Raw genomic sequence first — 315 nt, 5'->3', positions numbered from 1 at the left:
CCGGCGCCATCTTCAGCGCCGACGTCAAGCGAGCCAGGTCACTCGTGTCGCAGATAGAGACCGGCTCTGTCTGGATCAACATGCGGTCTTCCACTTCGCCGGAACTGCCGTTTGGCGGCGTCAAGCGTTCGGGGTACGGACGCGAGTTGTCCGAAGCCGGAATCCGGGAACTGGCCAACCAGAAGATGGTGATCGTCGCTCCTGGCTGACGGCCATCCGTGCGCTCAGGCGCGAACTCACCTCCCCCACTCTACGGCGACCGCCGTGAAAGCTACCCGGACGTACGCTCTCTCCCTGCCCCTGGCCCTGGAGGAC

General features: G+C 64.8%; 1 protein-coding gene. It reads left to right on the top strand.

Annotated features, from left to right (window positions below; genetic code table 11):
• Positions 1 to 209, top strand: a 209-nt coding sequence (locus SB658_RS22870; protein ID WP_410602535.1) for an aldehyde dehydrogenase family protein, incomplete at its 5' end; no start/stop codon positions are given.
• Positions 210 to 315 lie beyond the last annotated feature (106 nt).

Source organism: Bacillus sp. SIMBA_008, from assembly GCF_046535495.1.
Classification (GTDB): Bacteria; Bacillota; Bacilli; order Bacillales; family Bacillaceae; genus Bacillus; species Bacillus subtilis.
Note: the sequence above shows the minus strand (reverse complement) of the source record. Positions and strands in the feature narration are given on the sequence as shown.